We start from the raw sequence: 20,297 nt of genomic DNA, 5'->3' as shown, positions 1-20,297 counted from the left end.
AATATGGTTGGTGATCACTATCCGGAAGCGCGGCGCCGGATCACGACACCACTCCTCCCGCGCCCGCCGACCCTGTGCGGTGCACCGATTCCGGAGCATAGGGGTTTGCGCCAGCTGATCGCCAGTGTCGTTCCGGCGCGGCACCCGCGCGGATCGGAGGCACACCCGCCACCGTCCGGCACCCTTTCGGTGACTACCAGCGGAACGACACGTACGGGAATGCTGTCGATCATTCCGATTCGAGCGACGAATTCACCGGAATGCCACGCCGGAACGCCCGGGGCCGGGACGATCCGGTCAGCCGCTACCCGATCCCGGCCGCGGACAGCACGCGGTCCAGACCGGCGACGCCGGTACCGCGCCACAGCAGGTGCCCGTCCGGCCGGACCAGCAACGCGTCCCGGCCGGTGCCGTACGGATCGGACGCGGGGACCACGACCCCCGGGAGCCGGTCCTGCAGAACACGCAGTGCCCGGTCGGGGACCGCACCCAGGAGCACCCAGCGCGGCCCCAGCAGCGCGGTGAGCGTGGTGCGGGCACCGTCACCCGTCACGACGGCCCGGTCGGGGACCCGGTCCCCCGGCCGGGGTGCCCGGCCCCGTCCGCCGAGCGGTCCGCGACGGTAGGTGAGGTCCAGCTGCGACGCCGTGCGGGTCGCCCGGCGCTGCACGCCCGGCCGGTCGAGGATCGGGATCAGCACGTGATCGCGCACGAACCGGGCCGCCCGGCCCGGCGCCACCAGGGCGCGGGTGTTCGCCGTGGTCCGCCGCAGCACCGCCGCCGCGACCGGCCGTCGCTCGGCCCCGTAGGTGTCCAGCAGCGACTCCGCGGCCCCGCCCCCGACGACCAGTGCCAGCTTCCACGCCAGGTTCTCCGCGTCCCCGATCCCGGTGTTCATGCCCTGGCCGCCGAACGGGGAGTGGACGTGCGCGGCGTCCCCGGCCAGCAGCACCCGCCCGGACCGGTAGCGATCGGCGAGCCGGCGCTGGATGCGGAACACCGAGGTCCAGACCGCGTCGTGGATCCGCGCACCCGCCAGCCCCGCCCTGGTCCCCAAGAGCCCGGCGAAGGCGGCGACGACGTCGTCGGCGGACAGGTGCCGGCCGTCGTCGGGCACGTCGGCCATCAGCCGCCACAGGTTCCCGGTGCCGCGACCCGCCGGCCCGACCGTCGGCTCGGCCATCGGGATGCCCATGAGAATGCCGTCGCGGTGGTACCACCCCACCCCGCCCGCGCGGTCGACGAGCCCGTCGACGTGCACGTCGGCCAGCAGGAACCGCTCGACCACGGGGACCCCGGGGAACCCGATACCGGCCAGCTCCCGCACCCGGCTGCGTGCCCCGTCGCAGCCGACGAGCCAGGCCGCCGCCAGCTCGGTGCCGTCGCCGGTCCCCACGGCCACCCCACCGGGCCGCCGGGCCAGCGCGGCGACCTCGCTCCCCCACTCGACGGCGACGCCGAGGGCGGCCAGCCGGTCGCGCAGCCCCCGTTCCACGACGGCCTGGGAGACGTAGAGCGCCTGCACCGACTCCCGCTCGTCGGGCACGAAGGCCATCGTCGCGAGGTGCTCGCCACGCACGTACATCCGCAGTCCGGCCGGCGCGACGGCCTGCTCCCGCACACCGCCCAGCGCTCCGAGCCGGTCGAGCACCTCCGCTCCGCGGGCGTGCAGGATGTTCGCCCGGGAGGTGACCGCGGGCCCCTCGGCGCGGTCGAGCACCCGGACCCGCACCCCCGCCGCGGTCAGCGCGCAGGCCAGTGCCAGACCCGTCGGCCCGGCGCCGGCGACCAGCACCTCCGGGTCGTCCGCCGCGCTCACGCCGTACCCCCGAACGCGACGACGAGCACGCCGACCAGGAGCACCGCCGCGAGCGCCACCACCGGCCACGCGGGGGCAGGCGGCGCCGCCGGCGTCAGCTCGGGCGGCCCGGTGCGCGGTGGAGCGGACAGGACGACGTCGGTCATCGGGATACTCCGGCCATGCGGGACGAACGGGACAGACGTTATTGATACACAAAATGCATAGTTACATCCAGTGCACTCACGATGATCCACCCCGGTGCGCGTACCACACGGTACAGACCGATCCGCGTGGCGTCGGGTCCGGTCGACGCCGGCCGGCGCGACCCGGGATCCGGCCGCACGCCGGCCGGAAGCCGGTTGCCGGTCGTCAGCTGCACCGGACATCCTGGGTCCCGCCACGACCGGACGACGCGTCCCACGGGAGCACCTCATGACCGGCGACATCCCGCAGCCCCGGCCCGGGATCGGGACCCACCCGGTGACCGGCGCCCCCTACGCGGTCACCACCGGGCCGGACGGCGCCCTCTGGTTCACCCTCGTCGGCAGCGGCCGGATCGGCCGCCTCCGGCCCGGCGACCCGCCGCGCTACCACCGGCTCGATCCGGACTGCGGGCCGACGATCATCACCCCGGGCCCGGACGGCGCGCTGTGGTTCACCGAGTACCGCGCGCACCGGATCGGCCGCATCGACACCGCCGGCACGGTGACGGAGTTCGCGCCACCCACCCCGGACAGCGGCCCGTTCGGGATCGCCGCCGGTCCCGACGGGGCGCTGTGGTTCACCGGGACCGCCACCGACCGCATCGGCCGGATCACGACCGACGGCCGGATCACCGAGTTCCCGCTCCCCCGGTCCGGGGCGTTCCCGTCCACGATCACCGCGGGCCCCGACGGGGCCCTGTGGTTCACGATGAACCAGGCCGACGCGATCGGGCGGATCACGACCGCCGGCGCGGTGACCGTCCACCCGCTCGGCGTCGCGACCGGCCCGGTCGGCATCACCTCGGGGCCCGGCGACGCGCTGTGGTTCGTGGCGATCGGTTCCGGCCATCTCGGCCGGATCGGCACCGACGGCGTCGTGACCGAGTTCCCCGTCCCGGACGGCGCCGAGCGCCCGCACGCCGTCACCACGGGCCCGGACGGCTCGCTGTGGTTCACCGGATGGGCCGGGAACAGCGTCGTGTCCCGCAGCCCGACGGGGGTGTTCGAGGTGCACGACCTCTCCGGTTCCGGCACCGAGCCGCACGGGATCACCGTGGGCCCGGACGGGGCGGTCTGGACGGCGCTGGAGAGCGGCGCGCTGGTCCGCATCGACCCGGCGCGGGCGGGGGACCCGGGCTGATCACCGGCCACGACCCGACCGGTCAGCCGGCCCCGCCCCGGCGGCCCTCGATCGTGCTGCCGCCCGCGGTCTGCGCGCGGATGAAGTCGCTCGCGAGCAGGTCGTGCGGGTAGCCGAGTTCGATGGCGCCGGCCGTATCGAGGCGGGCCGTCTGCCCGGCGGACAGCTCGACGTCCAGCGCTCCGAGGTTCCCGGCCAGCTGCTCGGGCGTCCGGGCACCGACGACCGGCGCCGTCACCCCGGCCGGCCCAGCACCCAGGCCAGCGCGGTCTGCGCGGGCGTGTGCCCCACCTCGGCGGCGACCTCGGCCACGACGTCGGCGACGCCCAGGGTGCGTTCGGTGACCATGCCCAGGCCCGCGTTGAAGCTCCGCCGGTTGCTGCCCGGCTCGGCGCCGTCCCCGGCCAGGTCGGCACGGCCGTACTTGCCCGAGAGCACCCCGCCGCCCAGCGGCGAGAACGGGGTCACCCCCAGTCCGGTCTCCCGGGCCATCGGGATCAGGTCACGCTCGGCGTCGCGCCGGATCAGGCTGTACTCGATCTGCAGCGCGACCAGCGGGGACCAGCCGCGCAGGTCGGCGATCGCCTGCATGCGCGAGACCTCCCACGCCGGCACGTTGGACATGCCGAGGTAGCGGACCTTGCCCTGGCGGACCAGGTCGTCCAGGCCGCGCAGGATCTCCTCGACGGGCGTCGTGAAGTCCCAGACGTGCAGGTGGAGCAGGTCGACGTAGTCGGTCCCCAGCCGGCGCAGGCTGGACTCGACCGACGCGACGAGGCTCTTGCGGTGCGGGCCGCCGGAGTTCGGGTCGCCGGGCGTGCGCTGCGTCGTGTACTTCGTCGACAGGACCAGCCGCTCGCGGCGGCCGCGGGTGAACTCACCGAGCAGGCGCTCGGAGCTGCCGTCGGTGTAGGTGGGCGCGGTGTCGACGAGGTTGCCGCCGCGGTCGACGTAGGTGTCGAACAGCCGGCGTGCCTCGTCCCGGCCGGCGCCCCAGCCCCACTCCGTCCCGAAGGTCGCCGTGCCCAGTGCCAGCGGGGAGACCCGCAGGCCGGAACGGCCGAGCAGCCGGTAGGTGTCGAGGGTGAGTGGCATCGGGTCCTCCCGGGTTCGTGATCGTTGCGGTGACCACGGTGCGAGCCACGGGGCGCGGGGGTAAGGGAAGGCCGTTCCTGGGAACAGCGGTCCCAGGCTCCGCCGTTGGACCGGTCGTGACCGACCCCACCGTGGACGCGACGCGGGAACTGGCCGCGTTCCTGAGGCGACGACGCGCGGAGCTGGACCCGCAGGACCTGGGTCTGCCGCTGCGCCGGCGGGCCCGCCGGACGCCGGGCCTGCGCCGGGAGGAGGTCGCGGAGCTGGCCGGGGTCAGCACCGACTACGTCGTTCGCCTGGAGCAGGCCAGGGGCCTGCAGCCGTCGGCGGACGTGGTGGAGGCGCTGGCCCGGGCGCTGCGGCTCACGCCGGGCGAGCGCAGCTACCTGTTCGGCCTGGCCCGGCAGCGTCCGCGCGCCGTGGACAAGCCGGCCACCGCGGCCGCACCGGCCCTCGCACAGCTCGTCGACGACCTGTCACCGCGGCCGGTCATGCTGCTCAACCACCGGTTCGACGTCCTGGCCTGGACCGCTGCCATGGCCGCGCTGATGGTGGACTTCGGCACGCTGCCGCCGGAGCAGCGCAACGCCGTCCGGCTGTGCCTGCTGCACCCCGGCGTCCGGGCGACCCACGCCGACCGCGAGCGGGTCGTGCGGGACGGGATCGCGCACCTGCGCGCCGCGTGGGCCGCGCACCCGGACGACCCCCGGCTGGGCGAGCTGATCGCCGAGTGCCGGGCCGCCGATCCCGACGTCGAGCGGTGGTGGTCAGCCCAGGACGTCGACCTCGGCGGGCGCGGGCGGAAGGTGCTGCGGCACCCGGAGCTCGGCGAGATCACGACGGACTTCGAGGTGCTCCGGCCGCTCGCCGACACCGACCAGGTGCTGGTGGTGCACCGGGGCGCCGACGACGCGAGCCGGGCGGCCCTGGACCGGCTGGCCGCCTGACCGCTACCGGCCGCCGCGCGCCCACCGGATCACAGGTCGGCCATCGCCGACGTCGGTGACTCGACGCAGTCCGCGACAAACCGCAGGAACCCGCCCGCGGTGCCGCCGTCGCACACCCGGTGGTCGAACACCAGCGACAGCTGGACGATGTGCCGGGCGACGATCTCGCCGTCGACGACCCACGGCCGCGGCAGGATCCGGCCCATGCCGAGGATCGCGACCTCGGGATGGTTGATGATCGCCGCGCTGCCGTCGACCCCGAGCACGCCGTAGTTGTTCAGCGTGAACGAGCCCGAGCCGAGTTCCGCGGCGGTGGCCGTGCCGGCGCGGGCGGCGAGGGTGAGACGGCGGATCTCGGCGTCGAGACCGCGCATGCCGAGCCGGTGCGCACCGGCGACGGCCGGGACGACGAGCCCGCGCTCGGTCTGCGCGGCGATGCCGAGGTTCACGCCGTCGAGGTGCAGGATCTCGCCGCGCCCGGTGTCCACCCGGGCGTTGAGTTCGGGGAACCGGGCGAGACCGGCGACGACGAACCGGGCGACGACGGCGAGGATCCCCGGCCGGTCCGGCAGCGTGTCGCGCAGCGCGAGCAGGGCCGTGGCGTCGACGTCGACCCAGGTGGTGGCCTCGGGGATCTCGGTGCGGCTGCGGCCGAGGGTCTCCGCGACCGCCCGGCGCAGGCCGGTGATCGGCACCCGGGTGCGGATCGGCAGACCGGTGCGCCGGTCACCGGCGGTGGCCTCCGAGGCAGCGGCGCTCTCTCCGGCCGCGGCCTTCCCGGCGGCGACCGTCCCGACGGTGGCCGCCCCGGTGGTGGCGGCTGCGATGGCCGCCTGGACGTCGGCTCGGGTGACCAGCCCGTCCGGCCCCGTCCCGGCCAGTTCCTCGACGGCGATCCCGCTGTCGCGGGCGAGCCGGCGCACGACCGGTGAGGCGACGGCGGGCCGGTCCCCGGACCGGGACGCCACGACCGACGCCGGCACCGGCGGCATCTCCGGGGCGGACTCCGGGGCCGCTGTCGTCGCGGGCGTTGCTGCGGTCACGGGGGCCGCTGTGGTCGCGGAGGCCGCGGCCCGTGCCGCGGTGCGGCGGCGCCGCGACGGCGGGGCCTCGGACGTCCCGTAACCGATCAGGACGTTGCCCGACCCCGCCCGCTCCTCCTCGACGTAGCTCCCGGCCGCCCCGGAGGACACCGTGATCAGCGGTGCCCCGACGGCGAGGGTCGCCCCCTCCGCCCCGTGCAGCTCGGTGATCACCCCGCCGAACGGCGAGGGCACCTCGACCGTCGCCTTCGCCGTCTCGACCTCGGCGACGGGCGCGTCGACCGCCACCGCGTCGCCGACCGCGACCAGCCAGCGGACCAGCTCCGCCTCGGTGAGCCCCTCCCCCAGGTCGGGGAGGGTGAAGACCTGACCGCTCATGCCGCGTGCTCCCACTGCAGGTCGTCGACGGCGTCGAGGATGCGGTCGACGCCGGGGAGGTAGTGCCGTTCGAGCTTCGGGGCCGGGTAGGGAACGTCGAACCCGGTCACCCGGCGCACCGGCGCCTCCAGGTGGTGGAAGCAGCGCTCCCCGACCCGGGCGGCGATCTCCGAGGCGACCGACGCGAACCCGGGTGCCTCGGCGATCACCACCGCCCGGCCGGTGCGTCGCACCTCGGCACAGACCGTCTCGTCGTCGAACGGCACGATCGACCGCAGGTCCACCACGCCGAGGTCGCGCCCCTCGGTGGCGGCCTGCTCGGTGGCGGCCTGCTCGGCGGCGGCCAGCGCCACCGGCACCGACGGGCCGTACGCGACGAGCGTCGCGTCCCGCCCGGCCCGGCGCACCATCGCGCGCCCGATCGGCGGCACGGGCGCGGCGAGGTCGATCTCCTCCTTCGCGAAGTAGTGCTTCTTCGGTTCCAGGAACACCACCGGGTCGGGACTCTCAATCGCGGCGCGCAGCAGGCCGTAGGCGTCGGCGTTCGTGGCCGGGGTGAGCACGGTCAGTCCCGGCGTGTGCGCGTAGTAGGCCTCCGAGGAGTCGCAGTGGTGCTCCACCCCGCCGATCCCGCCCGCGTACGGGATCCGGATGACCATCGGCAGCCGCACCCGGCCTCGGGTCCGGTTCGCCAGCTTCGCGACGTGGCTGGTGATCTGCTCGAACGCCGGGTAGGCGAACGCGTCGAACTGCATCTCGACGACCGGGCGCATCCCGTTCATCGCCATGCCCACCGCCATGCCGACGATGCCGGACTCGGCGAGCGGGGTGTCGAAGCAGCGGCTCTCGCCGAAGTCCCGGTGCAACCCGTCGGTCACCCGGAAGACGCCGCCGAGCTGCGCGACGTCCTCGCCGAACACCACCACGGACCCGTCGGCGGTCATCGCGTCGCGCAACGCGGTGGTGATCGCCTGCGCCATCGTCGTCTTCTGCGTGCTCATCGGGTCTCCTCCGCCGCGAGCTCGGCCCGCAGGACCGCGCGCTGCTCGGTCAGCTGGCGGGTCGGGGTCGCGTAGACGTGCGCGAACAGCTCCTCCGGGTCGACCGGCGTCTCGGCGCCCAGGCCCGCCCGGACGGCGGAGGCCATGGCCTCGGCCTCCGCGGCGATCGCGTCCTCGGTGCCGGCGTCCAGCACGCCCGCACCGGTCAGGTAGGTCCGGACCCGGATCAGCGGGTCGCGGGCGGCCCAGGTCCCGACCTCGTCGTCGGTGCGGTAGCGGGTCGCGTCGTCGGCGTTGGTGTGCGACTCGATGCGATAGGTGTCCGCCTCGACCAGGGTCGGCCCGTCCCCCGCGCGGGCCCGGGCGACGGCCGCACCGAGCACCTCGGACAGCGCGAGGAGATCGTTGCCGTCCACCCGGAACCCGGGCATGCCGTAGCCGACCGCCTTGGCCGCCAGCGACGGCGCGACCGACTGGCGGGCCAGCGGCACCGAGATCGCGTACTTGTTGTTCTGCACGAAGAACACGACCGGGCTGGCGAACACCGCGGCGAAGTTGCACGCCTCGTGGAAGTCGCCCTCGCTCGTCGCGCCGTCCCCGCACAGGGCCATGACCACGGTGTCCTCACCGCGCAGCCGCGCGGCGTGCCCGACGCCGACGGCGTGCAGCAGCTGGGTCGCCAGCGGTGTGGCCTGCGGTGCCACCCGGTGCGCGGTCGGGTCGTAGCCGCAGTGCCAGTCCCCGCGCAGCATGGTGAGCACCTCGACCGGGTCCACCCCGCGGGCGGCGATCGCGGCGGTGTCGCGGTAGGTCGGGAACAGCCAGTCCCCGTCGGCGAGCACCGACGCGCACGCGACCTGGCACGCCTCCTGCCCCCGCGAGGACGGGTAGACCGCCAACCGGCCCTGCCGTACCAGCGCGCCGGCCTGCTCGTTCAGCCGGCGGGCCGACACCAGCCGCCGGTACCCCGCGAGCAGGACGTCCGGATCGGGCGGGACGGCGGCCGGCGTCAGGCGTCCGGACTCGTCCAGCGACCGGGCGACGGTGATCGCCGGTGCGAGCTCGTCGGCACCCATCTGCACCTCCATCGGCGAGAGTCGGTGCCTCGATCCTGCCGACCCGAACGGTCATTCGGCTATGATCACGCGACACTTCGAGACGTTCGGCGCGCATCGTCCGATCCGGCGAACACCATGGCCCGTACGAGCGCGATCCGCCCCGAGGAGCGAGACGAATGGGCACGACGCCACTGGACGCCGTCGACCGGCGGATCGTCGCCGAGCTGGAGGCCGACGCCCGGCTGTCCGGCCGCGCGCTCGCCGAGCGGGTGCAGATCTCGCGGGCCAACGCCTACGCCCGCCTCGAACGGCTCGTGACCGACGGCGTCATCACCGGGTTCCACGCCCGCGTCGACCCGGTCCGGGCCGGCCTGCTGACCTCGGCCTACGTCACGATGACGGTGCGGCAGAACAGCTGGCGGGACCTGCAGGACCGGCTGCGGGCCATCCCGGAGGTGCGGCACATGGCCCTGCTGGGCGGGGAGTTCGACGTGATGCTGCTGGTGCGGGCCACCGACAACGACGCGCTGCGGCGGGTCGTGCTGGAGCGGTTGCAGGCGATCCCGGGGGTGCTCGCGACGCGGACGTTCCTGATCTTCGAGGACGTGGACAACGTGCCGCGGCGCGATCCGGACGCCCCGTCGTCATGACGCCATGCCGTGCGTGGTGGGTGGCCCCGTCAGCCCTCGCCGCGCTCCGCGGCACCACGCAGGATGCAGAACTCGTTCCCCTCGGGGTCGGCGAGCACGACCCAGCCACTCCCGTCGTCCCGCCGCCGGTCGGCGACGACGCTCGCCCCGATGCCCAGCAGCCGGGCCAGCTCGTCGTCGCGGGTTCCCTCGGCCGGCACCAGGTCGAGATGCAGACGGTTCTTCACCTGTTTGGCATCGGGGACCGTGATGAACAGCAGCCTGGTCCGGCCGTCCGGGGAGCAGATCAGGCACTCCTCGTCGCCGGGGAGGTTCGGGTCGTCGGGGTTCTCGGCGAAACCGAGCACCGTGCTCCAGAAGACGGACTGGGCACGAGCGTCGAGCGAGTCGATGCTCGTGTGCGAGATCAGCGCGGTCATTCGCGGATGGTGCCACCGGTGCCGAGGCGATTCGGCGGATCGACTGTGGGAGCGCCGCTCAGCTGGGAGAGTCTCGACAACGAGTAACAGTCCACTCACGGGGCTGTCCAGCGGCGGACCGCTCTCAGCATCGTGCACGATCGCCACCATCACTGCGACGACGACGGACGGGACGAGCGTGACCGAACCGCTGCACGCTGGTGCACACGAGAGCCTGCGCACCACGGCTCTGGACGCCGCACTCGACGCCGCTGAGACTGGCCTCATCCCTCGGTGGGCTCCGCTCGGGGCAGCCGAGCAGCCACACGTACTGGCCCGTCACGTCGCCTCCGTTGTCGAACGTGCGCTCGCCGACCGCGCCCCTGAGCAGCGCCTCGCTCTCGTGAATCGCCTGGTTGAGGAGGCGGAGCGAGCCCCAGCGGACACCGTCCACCAGCAGCTCGAACAGTTGATCGCACTGACCAGATCGGTCGCCGTCGGGAACTGGGAAGTCCGTGCCCCGATCACACCGTTGTCCGAGGCTGCACTGTTCACCAACGCCGCCGGCGAGCCGAAGCTGCACACCGCGCTCCAGTCCGAGCTGGCGAGCGTCGACCGGGTGGATCTGCTGTGTGCGTTCATCCGCTGGCCGGGAATCCGGCTCTTGGAGCGCGAGCTCGATCTGCTGCATGAGCGCGGGGTCCCGTTCCGGGTCATCACCACGACATACATGGGTGCGACCGAGCAACGTGCCGTCGATCAACTGGTGCGCCGGCACGGCGCCGAAATCAAGATCAGCTACGCGAGCGCCACGACGCGGCTGCACGCCAAAGCCTGGCTGTTCCGGCGCGACTCCGGCTTCACCACCGCCTTCGTGGGCAGCTCTAACCTGTCGCGCTCAGCGCTGGTCGACGGACTCGAGTGGAACGTACGGCTGTCGTCCGTTGCTACCCCTGACCTGATCCGTAAGTTCACCTCAACGTTCGACAGCTACTGGGCAGCCGCGGACTTCGTGTCCTACGACCCAGAGGTCCCTGCCGACTCCGCGCGGCTCGCTGACGCGCTGGGCCGCGACCGCGACGACAGCACCCCACTCACCGGCCTGGAGGTACGGCCCTACCCGCATCAGGAGCAGATTCTCGAAGCGCTCGCGGCCGAGCGAGCTGTGCACGGTCGACACCGCAACCTCGTCGTCGCCGCCACCGGGACCGGTAAGACCGTCGTCGCTGCCTTGGACTACCGGCGCCTGCGGGAACAGCACCCCCGGCTGCTGTTCGTCGCGCACCGCACCGAGATCTTGGAACAGTCCCGGCGCACCTACCGCGCCGTGCTCGCTGAGGGTGCGTTCGGCGAAGCGTTCGTCGGCGGGGCGCGCCCGCAGCGTTGGAACCACGTGTTCGCTAGCGTGCAGTCGCTCTCTGCCTACGGGGTGCACAATATTCCGCCGGATCGTTTCGACGTCGTCGTCATCGACGAGTTCCACCACGCGCAGGCTCGCACGTACCGCACGCTACTCGATCATCTTCGTCCCGCCGAACTGCTCGGCCTGACGGCGACCCCAGAGCGCTCCGACGGCGTGGACGTCCGAGACCAGTTTTTCGACGGTCGCTGCGCCGCTGAGCTCCGGTTGTGGGATGCCCTATCGGCCGACCTACTGGTCCCGTTCCACTATTTCGGGATCGCCGACGACGTCGACCTCCGCGGCGTCGAGTGGACACGCGGCAGTTACGACTCCACCAGCCTCGACACGCTCTACACCGGTAACGACGCCCGCGCCGCCAAGATCATCCGTGAGGCCAAGGCCAAGATCGCGGACGTCACGGCAATGCGCGCACTCGGGTTCTGCGTAACGGTCGCTCACGCCACCTACATGGCCCGCGTGTTCACAGCAGCCGGAATCCCCAGTGAAGCGGTTACCGGGCAGACGGCACAGGAGGATCGGGACAGCGCCCTGCGCCGGCTACGGGATCGGGAGTTGAACTGCCTGTTCTCCGTCGACGTGTTCAATGAGGGGCTGGACGTTCCCGCCGTGGATACGGTACTGCTGCTGCGCCCGACCCAAAGCGCCACCGTCTTCCTTCAGCAGCTTGGCCGGGGCCTACGTCGGGCCCCGGGCAAGGCGGTACTGACCGTGCTTGACTTCATCGGTCAGCACCGTCGCGAGTTCCGTATCGACCTGCGTTATCGGGCACTGACGGGAAGCAGCCGGACCGGGGTGGTGCGCGACGTCGAGGAGGGGTTCCCCTTCCTGCCCTCCGGTTCGGCAATGGTGCTGGACGCGGTGGCCCAGAAAGTTGTGCTCGACAATGTGCGGAGTCGGGTCCGGCTCTCCCGTCAGGCGCTCGTTGCCGATGTCCGATCCCATCGTGAGGGCACGCTAGCTCGCTACCTGCGTGAGTCCGGTGGGGAGCTATCCGACGTCTACCGAGGTAAGGGTTCGTGGACAGCACTGCGTCGCGACGCAGGCTTTCCGGTTCCGGATCCCGGCCCGGACGAGACAGCGCTACTGCGACGGCTCGCGACGCTGACCCACGTTGACGACCCGGAGCGGGCCGAGCTTTACACCCGGGTCGCCGATCCCGCCGGACCCGCCTACGCCGAGTTGAGCGACAACGAACAGCGGCTGGCCAGGATGTTGTTCTTCCAGCTCTGGCCCAACCGCAACGGATTCGACGACTACCAAGCCGGCCTCCATCATCTGCGACGGCACCCGGCGGTGTGTGCGGAGATCGGCGAACTCGTCGCCTACACCTTGGATCAGGTCCGCCACCTGCCGCAGCCGCTGAGTCCGGACCTAGGGCGTGTCTCCCAGATAGGCGGAGCGGGGTGCGCGATGCTTGATCGGTGCCGCGTACCGCTGTCCTGACTGATGTCCAGTGGGCCCGTCTGGCGCCGCTGTTGCCCTCCTCCGAGGGTCGTCGCGGGCGCCCGTTCCGCGATGACCGCCGGGTGATCGAGGGGATCATCTACCGGTATCGGTGCGGGCTTCCCTGGCGCGACGTCCCAGCCGAGTTCGGGCCGTGGCAGACGTTGTGGAAGCGGCACCGCCGCTACAGCGGCGACGGCACCTGGGACCACATCCTGGCTGCTCTTCTGATCGAGGCCGACGCCGCCGAGGTGCTCGGGTGGGCGGTCAGCGTGGACTCCACGATCATCCGTGCCCACCAGCACGCCGCGACCCTCAAGCGCGACACAGGGGGCCGGATCGAACTACACGAATCTGCTCGCCGAACCAGCAGATCACGCGCTGGGACGGTCCCGCGGAGGGCTGTCGACGAAGATCCACCAGCTCGTTGACGGGCACGGCCGCCCGCTGGTGGTCCTCCTCGGCCCCGGCCAGGGCGGCGACTCGCCAATGTTTCCGCACCTGATGGCGCGCCTGAGCATCGCCCGACCGGGCCCGGGACGACCCCGGACCCGGCCCGAACGCGTGCGCGCGGACAAGGCCTACTCCTCACGCGCGATCCGCCGGCACCTGCGCGAGCGCCGGATCATCGCTGTCATTCCGGAGCCCTCTGACCAGCAGGGACACCGCAAACGACGGGGCTCACGCGGCGGCCGACCGCCCGCATTCGATCCGGTCGACTACCGAAACCGCAACGTCGTCGAGCGCGGGTTCTGCCACGTCAAGCAGTGAGCCTTTTTCAACCTGACCAGCGAGCTTCTGCGTCAGGAGATCGCGAAGGTTGCAGCGCAACTGCTCTGACCACAGCTGCACAGGTCACCGGCTCGCCAGCTCGGCGTCTGCACCCACACAACCAGGCCCCTGAGCTGCCGGAACGGCAGGTTGAAAAAGGCTCAGTGGCGCGGGCTGGCCACCCGTTACGACAAGCTCGCCCTGACCTTCCGCGGCGGCGCCGTCCTGAAGGCAATCGTCACCTGGCTCCGCGCATTGGGAGACACACCCTAGATCGGGCCATGCCGGGCGAGACGTTCCGAGCGGCGAGCGTCGTGGACGCGTAGTCGATCGTCGCCACCCGCCGGACGCGCTCCTACCGCGCGTGGACAGGTCGGTACGACGTGCTGGCGAGGCAGGCCAGCGCCAGGCCGCACAGCACCGTCCGCACGATGTTGAACGTCCGCCACGGCTGCTCCACCGTGGCACGGACAGCCGCGGGATCGGCGCCCGGCCCGGCCGCGACCGCGTCGAGCACCGCCTGGTTGAGGGGCATGTGCACGACTCCGGTGACGACCAGCGCGGCCAGGTACAGCACCAGCGCCACGACGATCAGCCGTCGTGCACGACCGCGGTGGGTCGCCGCGGCCACCGCGGTGAGGACCAGCGCGGCGACGACCACGCCGTAGAACGCGGCGTTCTCGATGGCGCGGATGCACTCCGCCAGCACCGCGAGGAACACCCCGTCGTCGAGGTTCGCCAGCCCCGGCATGACGGACACGTCCCACGCGAAGAACAAGCCGGCCATCAGCCCGACGGCGACCGTGGCGGCACGGAGCGGGAGCACGGCCGGCGCCGTCGGCCGCAGCGGCTCCGAGGTGGTGGTCATGCCCTCATCAGAGCGCACCGCTCTCGCACGTCACCAGCATCGGGCGTCTGCACTCGATGTGCGACCGTCCGGTCATCCGCGGACCACGTCGTAGGTCGCCTGGACCACACCGCTGTCGAACCGCCGCTCGCGCCGCAGTGTCAGGTTCCGGCGCACGCCCGCCGGCAGCACCGGGAGACCACCGCCCAGCAGCACCGGGCACCACAACAGTTCCACCACGTCCACGAGATCCAGCCGCAGCGCTTCGGCGGCCAGCGTCGCTCCCCCGACGGTGAGATCCCCGCGGCTCGCCGCCCTGCTCGCGTTCACCTGCTCCGCGGTGAGCCGCCGTTCCACCCGGGTGCGGCGCGTCTGCACCTGCGTCAGCCTCGAGGAGAAGACGATCTTGTCCGCCGCCCGCCACGTCGCGGCGAACGCTGCCGCCCCGGGGGACTGCCCGGCGATCGCCGGGTCGGTCTCCCAGACCGCCATGGTCTCGTACGTCCGGCGCCCGTAGAGGTACGTGCCGACCCCCGCCAGGCTCTGGGTCACGGCCGACATGACGTCCTCGGCGTAGGGCACCGACCATTCGTGGTCACCGTCGCCGAGGAACCCGTCCAGCGATGCGGGTGTCAGGTAGATCAGCTGTCCCATGTCCGGTCCTCACCCCGTGATAGCGGCCCGTGCGGAGATCGGTCTCCCGCACGGTGGACCGGCCGCAGCGGCGATCCTCATCGGAATGGACCGGCGGACACCGCAGCCGACACCGCGGACGGGCCGGGGGCGGTCAGCCGCCGAAGGCCCGGCGGTGGTGACGGGCGAACGCGGCGAGGTCCAGGGCCGGCCGGCCGAGGATCTCGGGAACAGCGGGGTCCACCGCTGCCGCCTCGCCGCGGCGGTAGTGGGCGTAGTCCTCGAGCAGTCCGTCGATCTGCCACGCCGGCAGGACGCCGTCCAGGACCGCGGCGAACCGGGCCTCGGACAGGTCGCGGAACTCGACGGGGGTGCCCGTGGCCGCGGCGATGGCCCGGGCCGCCTGGGTGTGGGTGACCGCGGCGGGTCCGGTGAGCGTGTGGACGGCGCCGGCGTGACCGTCGTCGAGCAGCACGGTCGCGGCGACCGCTGCGATGTCGCGGGTGTCGACCATGCTGATGCGGGCGTCTCCGATGGGGGCGCCGAGCGTGCCGTGCTCCCGGATCGCGGGCGCGATGGCCAGCAGCCCCTGCAGGAACAGGTTGGGGCGGAGCACGACGACCTCGAGCGGGAGGGTGCCGAGGTGTCGTTCGACCCGGGCGTGCCAGCGGAGGAAGCGCACCGGCGAGTCCTCGTCGGCGGCGAGCTGGGAGAGCAGCACCACGCGACGCACGGCGGCGGCCGCGGCCAGGTCGGCGGCCCGTATCTGCTGCTCGGCGGCGTGCTGCGAGGACGGGGTGTTGAGGAACAGCGCGTCGACGCCGTCGAGTGCCGCACGGAGGCTCCCGGTGTCGTCGAGGTCGGCGACGGCGACCTCGGCCCGGGCGTCGACGACACCGGGGGCGGGCGTCCTGCGGGTCATGGCCCGGACCGTGGTTCCTCGCTCGGCGAGCATCGGAACCAGTGCCGAACCGATCTGTCCGGTCGCTGTCGTCACCAGCACGGTGGTCATCGACGTCTCCTCCGACGTGTCTCGTCGTGCATGCGGGAGCGGTGTTCCGGCGGTCGCGTCACTGCGCCGACGTGTCGGCGGACCGTGCCGGCGTGCGGTCCCGCTTGAGGAACCGCAGCACGATCACCAGGAACAGCGCCGCGATGATCACCGACGAGAGTGCGCTCAGGACCGGGTCGAACCGGGCGATCGTGAACAGTGCGGGCGTGCTGACCACGGTTCCCGCCGTGCCGAGGAGCAGGAAGCCCGCGGTGTTGTTGGCGAAGTGCGCGCCGATGGCGAGCTCGGTGGTGCCGTCGATCAGGGAGACGACGACCCAGATCAGCCCGGTGCCGAGGAAGTAGCCGGTGAACACCGTCAGCCAGCCGCCCGAGCCGGCTTCCGGGTTCCCCAGATGGACCGACGTGAAGGCCACCGCGGAGACCAGCGCGAGGAACACCCGGTTCCCCCACACCCGGCTCGCGGCCTGCACGACGTAACCCCGGAAGAACAGTTTCTCGGTGGTGGTCTGGATCGCGGTCAGGACGAGGGCGAGCGGCGCGAACAGCGCGAGTGCCGCCAGGTCGTCACCGACGGAGAACGAGCCGGGAGCCAGCGCGAACTGACCGGCGGCGACCAGGCACCACAGCGCGAGCCAGATCGCGAAACCCTGGCCGACGCGACGCCATTCGATCCTCGCCCGGCCCGTGACCAGCGTCCGGAGGGGACGGCGGTGGACCCGGGTGACGGCCAGGACGATGCCGGCGAGGAAGAACGGGAAGCCCGCCATGGTGACCACGAAGCCGGCAACCGGGCCGAGCGCGGAGATGTCGAACCCACCGGTGAACGCGTAGGTGAGCGCCAGGCTGGCCGCGGTCCCGACGACGAAGTACAGGACGAGGACGACCACGAGCCCCAGCAGGTAGCGCCACCACCGGTGCTCACCGCGCCCGGCCTGGTCGACGTAGCTCGTCCCGGTCGTACCGGCCGGGGCATCGTCGGTCGTGTTCGGCATCTTCATCGCGGATCTCCTGGATGGCTGGGTGTTCTGCAGTGGAGGGCCGTCAGGTGGTGACGGTGACGAGCAGCGAGACGAGTAGTGCGATGAGGACGGTGTTGTAGACGAAGGCGACGACCGCGTGGCCGGTGACGGTGCGGCGCATGGCACGGCTGGTCGCGACCACGTCGGCGCCGTTGTAGGCGGTACCGACCTGGATCGCGAGATAGAGGTAGTCGGCCAGTCGCGGCGGGCCGTCGTCGTCGACGCCGTGGAACGCCAGTCCGCCGCGCTGGGTGTTCTCCCGGGCGTAGTGCACCGTGTAGACGACGAGGATCAGCAGCCACGACGACGCCACGACCAGGACCGCGAGCACGATGACGAGCGGGTCCCCGCGCAGCTGCGGCACGATCGAGGCGGCGGCCACCGCCCCGATCGCTGCGGCGCAGAAGGACACGGCCCCGTAGGGACCACCGCTGCCGGCGAGCCACTCGGTGCGCCGCCGACGCCGGCGCCCCTGCCGGTCCTCGGTCAGCCACCCCACCAGCTGGTATCCGTCCGCGCGGTGCAGGACGGCCCAGGTGAGGGCGGCGTAGAACAGCGAGTAGACGCTCCAGGCGCCGAAGTAGAGCGAGACGATGAACCGCAGCGACCCGACGCTGCCCGGTTCCACCGCCGCGACGACGGCCCCGTAGGCCGCTGCCAGCACCACGGTGACCACGGTCGCGACGACGTAGCGGGCGGTGTCGGAGATCAGCCGCGGGGGACGTGTGCCCGCTCCGTCCTCCGCCGAGCGGGCGACGGCACGTTCCATGATCGGAACCGTGTCCCGCCCGGCGGACTCCGAGGGTGCCGCGGGCATCAGACGGTGCCTCCATCCGGCGTGGCGGCGCCACCTCCGCCGGCGGACGGGCCGGGCGGAGCGGGTGACGAGACCAGAGTTCGACAGCGTGCGTGAACGGACACGACGGCAACTTCCTCATCGTCGAGAGCCCGGAGACCGTCTCCACGATCCAGGCATGGCAGACCACTACTTCAGCAATTAGAGCACTACCTCAGTAGTCAGAGTCAAGCTCTAGATTCTAGGATGCCGGTATGTCCGCGACCGAAGACCGCCGCCGACGCCGGGCCGAGCGCACCCGCCGTGAGATCGTCGAGGCCGGTGCCGTGCTGTTCGAGCGCCACGGGCTCATGCGGACGACGGTCGAGCAGATCGCCGAGCACGCCGATGTCTCACCGGCCACCGTGTACTCCGTCGCTGGGGGCAAGGCGGGCGTGTTCAGCACGCTGGTCGAGGAGTGGCACGTCGGCGCGGAGACGGTCGACGTCGACGGGCTCCTGGCCCGGTGCACGGACCCCGCCGAGGTCGTCGCCGGACTCGGGGCCGCCTGCGTCTCGGTGCCCGCCTACCACCGGACGTCGCACATCATCTTCAGCGCCGCCCCGCACGACGAGCTCGCAGACTCCGCACTCGACGGGGCGACCGGCTGGTTCCGGCCGGTCGTGCGCCGTTTCGCCGACCGCGTCGTCGAGCTGTCCACCGGCTCTGCCGGCGATCCGGCCGCCGTCGCCGACGTCCTGTGGTTCTTCTTCGGTTACGGCGCGTGGGAGAATCTGCGCCGCGACCACGGCGACTGGACGCTCGAGCAGCGCCGGGACTGGCTGGTGTCGCACGCGATGGCCGCGCTGCGTCTGTGATCGGGCTGCGTCTATGACCGGGCGCCGACCCTCTCGTTCGTCCCGGCATCCGGCGCCGCGAGGCCCGGGCGAAGACCGGAGCAGCCGCCGGGCTCGGGCCCGGTCACCCTCGGCGGACGCGGCCGTTGAACCCGGTCGCTCGCGGACGTTGCTCGGAGACGGACGGAGCCGCCGGGAGCAACGGGATCGACCGGACGATGGTGACGCAGCCGTGCCCGAGGCACGGCGATGACGTCTGCCCGCCCGATCGGGACTAGGGCGTGTCTCCCAATGCGCGGAGCCAGGTGACGATTGCCTTCAGGACGGCGCCGCCGCGGAAGGTCAGGGCGAGCTTGTCGTAACGGGTGGCCAGCCCGCGCCACTGCTTGACGTGGCAGAACCCGCGCTCGACGACGTTGCGGTTTCGGTAGTCGACCGGATCGAATGCGGGCGGTCGGCCACCGCGTGAGCCCCGTCGTTTGCGGTGTCCCTGCTGGTCAGAGGGCTCCGGAATGACAGCGATGATCCGGCGCTCGCGCAGGTGCCGGCGGATCGCGCGTGAGGAGTAGGCCTTGTCCGCGCGCACGCGTTCAGGCCGGGTCCGGGGTCGTCCCGGGCCCGGTCGGGCGATGCTCAGGCGCGCCATCAGGTGCGGAAACATTGGCGAGTCGCCGCCCTGGCCGGGGCCGAGGAGGACCACCAGCGGGCGGCCGTGCCCGTCAACGAGCTGGTGGATCTTCGTCGACAGCCCTCCGCGGGACCGTCCCAGCGCGTGATCTGCTGGTTCGGCGAGCAGATTCGTGTAGTTCGATCCGGCCCCCTGTGTCGCGCTTGAGGGTCGCGGCGTGCTGGTGGGCACGGATGATCGTGGAGTCCACGCTGACCGCCCACCCGAGCACCTCGGCGGCGTCGGCCTCGACCAGAAGAGCAGCCAGGATGTGGTCCCAGGTGCCGTCGCCGCTGTAGCGGCGGTGCCGCTTCCACAACGTCTGCCACGGCCCGAACTCGGCTGGGACGTCGCGCCAGGGAAGCCCGCACCGATACCGGTAGATGATCCCCTCGATCACCCGGCGGTCATCGCGGAACGGGCGCCCGCGACGACCCTCGGAGGAGGGCAACAGCGGCGCCAGACGGGCCCACTGGACATCAGTCAGGACAGCGGTACGCGGCACCGATCAAGCATCGCGCACCCCGCTCCGCCTATCTGGGAGACACGCCCTAGGCGACGTCAGGGTGGGCGCGGCAGGGTTCGAACCTGCGACCGCTCGGGTGTAAACCGAGTGCTCTCCCGCTGAGCTACGCGCCCGAGAACCCGGGCCGGAGCCCGGGCCCGTCGAAAGGTGTCACAGAGCGTCGATCGCCCGGCGCCATCCGTCCTGGTCCCGCGGCTCCCCGGGGCTGTTCACCTCGGCGAACGACACGATCCCGTCCGGCCGGACCAGGAACGTGCCGCGCACGGCCATCCCCTTCGCCGGCTCGAGGACCCCGTACGCCGACGCCACCTCACCGTGCGGCCAGAAGTCCGACAGCAACGGGAACGTGTACCCCGAGGCCTCGGCCCAGGCACCCAACGAGTACGTCGGATCGCACGAGATCGCCAGGACCTGGGTCGAGGAGTTCTGGAACCCGTCGATCGACTCCTGGACCGCGGTGAGCTCGCCACCGCAGAGCCCGGAGAACGCGAACGGGTAGAACACGAGCAGGGCGCTGCGCCCCGACCCGAGTACGGACTCCAGGGTGACCTCGGACCGGTTCTGGTCGGGCAGGGCGAAGGTCGGGGCCGTGGCACCGACGGTCACG

20 protein-coding genes, 1 tRNA gene and 2 pseudogenes are annotated in these 20,297 nt (G+C 72.3%); 8 read left to right on the top strand and 15 right to left on the bottom strand.

Translation table 11 applies throughout. The features are described 5' to 3' along the window. Nucleotides 1-304: 304 nt before the first annotated feature. The gene (locus AFB00_RS21775; protein ID WP_068798733.1) at nt 305-1,819 is read right to left on the bottom strand and encodes an FAD-dependent monooxygenase; all 1,515 of its coding nucleotides are present in this window, start codon (nt 1,817-1,819) and stop codon (nt 305-307) included. After that, nucleotides 1,816-1,965 carry a hypothetical protein gene (locus tag AFB00_RS33505; protein ID WP_156819674.1) on the bottom strand — a complete coding sequence of 50 codons (150 nt, stop codon included), beginning with the start codon at nt 1,963-1,965 and terminating at the stop codon, nt 1,816-1,818. The genes AFB00_RS21775 and AFB00_RS33505 overlap by 4 nt, the downstream gene beginning before the upstream one ends. A gap of 268 nt (nt 1,966-2,233) precedes the next feature. Here AFB00_RS33505 and AFB00_RS21770 point away from each other — a divergent pair, with 268 nt between their 5' ends. After that, on the top strand, nt 2,234-3,145 hold the full coding sequence (locus AFB00_RS21770; protein ID WP_068798732.1) for a Vgb family protein: 912 nt from the start codon (nt 2,234-2,236) through the stop codon (nt 3,143-3,145). Between the two features lie 22 nt (nt 3,146-3,167). Here the strand turns inward: AFB00_RS21770 and AFB00_RS21765 are convergent. Beyond that, nucleotides 3,168-4,240, bottom strand: a pseudogene (locus AFB00_RS21765) (aldo/keto reductase). A 116-nt stretch (nt 4,241-4,356) separates the two neighbouring features. Here AFB00_RS21765 and AFB00_RS21760 point away from each other — a divergent pair. Further along, nucleotides 4,357-5,187 carry a helix-turn-helix domain-containing protein gene (locus tag AFB00_RS21760; RefSeq protein WP_068798731.1) on the top strand — a complete coding sequence of 277 codons (831 nt, stop codon included), beginning with the start codon at nt 4,357-4,359 and terminating at the stop codon, nt 5,185-5,187. 29 nt (nt 5,188-5,216) lie between these two features. On the opposite strand, the gene AFB00_RS21755 is transcribed toward AFB00_RS21760, so the two are convergent. The 3 genes from AFB00_RS21755 to pdhA are packed head-to-tail and all read right to left on the bottom strand — an operon-like array spanning nt 5,217 to nt 8,685. Then, nucleotides 5,217-6,608 carry a dihydrolipoamide acetyltransferase family protein gene (locus tag AFB00_RS21755; protein ID WP_068798730.1) on the bottom strand — a complete coding sequence of 464 codons (1,392 nt, stop codon included), beginning with the start codon at nt 6,606-6,608 and terminating at the stop codon, nt 5,217-5,219. Next, entirely contained in the window at nt 6,605-7,609 is a 1,005-nt protein-coding gene (locus AFB00_RS21750; protein WP_068798729.1) for an alpha-ketoacid dehydrogenase subunit beta, read from the bottom strand. Before AFB00_RS21750 ends, AFB00_RS21755 begins: the two co-directional genes overlap by 4 nt. Next, nucleotides 7,606-8,685 (bottom strand): pyruvate dehydrogenase (acetyl-transferring) E1 component subunit alpha, encoded by a 1,080-nt coding sequence (pdhA, locus tag AFB00_RS21745; RefSeq protein ID WP_068800544.1) that lies wholly within the window; start codon nt 8,683-8,685, stop codon nt 7,606-7,608. The genes AFB00_RS21750 and pdhA overlap by 4 nt, the downstream gene beginning before the upstream one ends. A 158-nt stretch (nt 8,686-8,843) precedes the next feature. On the opposite strand from pdhA, the gene AFB00_RS21740 reads away from it, so the two are divergent. Continuing rightward, complete coding sequence (locus AFB00_RS21740; protein ID WP_068798728.1) at nt 8,844-9,317, top strand: Lrp/AsnC family transcriptional regulator; 474 nt, start codon at nt 8,844-8,846, stop codon at nt 9,315-9,317. 29 nt (nt 9,318-9,346) lie between these two features. Here AFB00_RS21740 and AFB00_RS21735 read toward each other — a convergent pair whose 3' ends face one another. Then, nucleotides 9,347-9,736, bottom strand: a complete 390-nt coding sequence (locus tag AFB00_RS21735; protein ID WP_068798727.1) for a VOC family protein — start codon at nt 9,734-9,736, stop codon at nt 9,347-9,349. A 178-nt stretch (nt 9,737-9,914) separates the two neighbouring features. Here AFB00_RS21735 and AFB00_RS21730 point away from each other — a divergent pair, with 178 nt between their 5' ends. The 4 genes from AFB00_RS21730 (at nt 9,915) to AFB00_RS35525 (ending at nt 13,625) form a co-directional block, all read left to right on the top strand. Beyond that, on the top strand, nt 9,915-12,581 hold the full coding sequence (locus AFB00_RS21730; RefSeq protein ID WP_231974016.1) for a DEAD/DEAH box helicase family protein: 2,667 nt from the start codon (nt 9,915-9,917) through the stop codon (nt 12,579-12,581). Continuing rightward, the gene (locus tag AFB00_RS34210) at nt 12,560-13,012 is read left to right on the top strand and encodes an IS5 family transposase (protein ID WP_197519618.1); all 453 of its coding nucleotides are present in this window, start codon (nt 12,560-12,562) and stop codon (nt 13,010-13,012) included. The genes AFB00_RS21730 and AFB00_RS34210 overlap by 22 nt, the downstream gene beginning before the upstream one ends. Next, complete coding sequence (locus tag AFB00_RS34205) at nt 12,936-13,352, top strand: transposase (protein WP_231974472.1); 417 nt, start codon at nt 12,936-12,938, stop codon at nt 13,350-13,352. The genes AFB00_RS34210 and AFB00_RS34205 overlap by 77 nt, the downstream gene beginning before the upstream one ends. Before the next feature lie 150 nt (nt 13,353-13,502). Next, nucleotides 13,503-13,625, top strand: coding sequence for a hypothetical protein (locus tag AFB00_RS35525; protein WP_257785240.1), 123 nt, complete (start codon nt 13,503-13,505; stop codon nt 13,623-13,625). Nucleotides 13,626-13,707: 82 nt separating this feature from the next. Here AFB00_RS35525 and AFB00_RS21715 read toward each other — a convergent pair whose 3' ends face one another. From AFB00_RS21715 to AFB00_RS21695, 5 genes are all read right to left on the bottom strand, one after another. After that, nucleotides 13,708-14,220, bottom strand: a complete 513-nt coding sequence (locus AFB00_RS21715; RefSeq protein WP_068798725.1) for a DUF1772 domain-containing protein — start codon at nt 14,218-14,220, stop codon at nt 13,708-13,710. 72 nt (nt 14,221-14,292) lie between these two features. Then, nucleotides 14,293-14,853, bottom strand: coding sequence for a dihydrofolate reductase family protein (locus AFB00_RS21710; protein WP_068798724.1), 561 nt, complete (start codon nt 14,851-14,853; stop codon nt 14,293-14,295). 133 nt (nt 14,854-14,986) lie between these two features. Continuing rightward, on the bottom strand, nt 14,987-15,844 hold the full coding sequence (locus tag AFB00_RS21705) for an NmrA family NAD(P)-binding protein (RefSeq protein ID WP_068798723.1): 858 nt from the start codon (nt 15,842-15,844) through the stop codon (nt 14,987-14,989). 58 nt (nt 15,845-15,902) lie between these two features. Further along, on the bottom strand, nt 15,903-16,844 hold the full coding sequence (locus AFB00_RS21700; RefSeq protein ID WP_068798722.1) for a CPBP family intramembrane glutamic endopeptidase: 942 nt from the start codon (nt 16,842-16,844) through the stop codon (nt 15,903-15,905). Nucleotides 16,845-16,887: 43 nt separating this feature from the next. Beyond that, entirely contained in the window at nt 16,888-17,634 is a 747-nt protein-coding gene (locus AFB00_RS21695) for a DUF1345 domain-containing protein (RefSeq protein WP_197519617.1), read from the bottom strand. Nucleotides 17,635-17,915: 281 nt separating this feature from the next. On the opposite strand from AFB00_RS21695, the gene AFB00_RS21690 reads away from it, so the two are divergent. Further along, complete coding sequence (locus tag AFB00_RS21690) at nt 17,916-18,518, top strand: TetR/AcrR family transcriptional regulator (RefSeq protein WP_068798720.1); 603 nt, start codon at nt 17,916-17,918, stop codon at nt 18,516-18,518. A 253-nt stretch (nt 18,519-18,771) separates the two neighbouring features. Here AFB00_RS21690 and AFB00_RS32230 read toward each other — a convergent pair. The 3 genes and pseudogenes from AFB00_RS32230 to AFB00_RS21670 form a co-directional block, all read right to left on the bottom strand. Continuing rightward, a pseudogene (locus tag AFB00_RS32230) lies at nt 18,772-19,669 on the bottom strand (IS5 family transposase). Between the two features lie 62 nt (nt 19,670-19,731). Continuing rightward, nucleotides 19,732-19,803: transfer RNA gene (locus AFB00_RS21675), tRNA-Val, on the bottom strand. A gap of 37 nt (nt 19,804-19,840) precedes the next feature. Then, nucleotides 19,841-20,296, bottom strand: coding sequence for a peroxiredoxin (locus AFB00_RS21670; protein ID WP_231974015.1), 456 nt, complete (start codon nt 20,294-20,296; stop codon nt 19,841-19,843). Nucleotide 20,297: the final 1 nt, after the last annotated feature.

The organism is Pseudonocardia sp. HH130630-07, from assembly GCF_001698125.1.
Taxonomy (GTDB): Bacteria; Actinomycetota; Actinomycetes; order Mycobacteriales; family Pseudonocardiaceae; genus Pseudonocardia.
Note: the sequence above shows the minus strand (reverse complement) of the source record. Positions and strands in the feature narration are given on the sequence as shown.